The sequence below is a fragment of the Vibrio sp. SCP2 genome (assembly GCF_059295395.1).
Map to the genome: position 1 here is coordinate 1 of NZ_JCAFVV010000038.1, position 417 is coordinate 417.

The window sequence follows — 417 nt, forward strand, 5'->3', positions numbered from 1 at the left end:
TGTTCGGCTCAATGAATACTGAACATTACATAAAGTAATGTTTGAATTGACTGTGCTGAATCCGAAGATTCAATGGTCACTTCGTTTCATTGAAACCTAAATTGATACCGAGGTATCTATTTGGATTATCATCAACGAGTGCCCACACAGATTGATAGGTTTATATTGTTAAAGAGCTTTGCTTTCAGTGCCTTAGCACTTAAGCAGGACGCGTATAATACGCTATTGACTCAGTAAGTCAACATAAAACTCTAAGAAAACTTAAAGATTTATGGTGACTTGTCTACAAAGTAGACAAAGTCGAAATTAAAGCCTGGCGATGTCCTACTCTCACATGGGGAAGCCCCACACTACCATCGGCGCTAATTCGTTTCACTTCTGAGTTCGGCATGGAATCAGGTGGGTCCAAATCGCTAT

General features: G+C 39.8%; 1 rRNA gene. It reads right to left on the reverse strand.

The features are described from left to right. Positions 1-311: 311 nt before the first annotated feature. Positions 312-417, reverse strand: a 5S ribosomal RNA gene (gene rrf / locus AC5O63_RS22455); the annotation flags it as partial.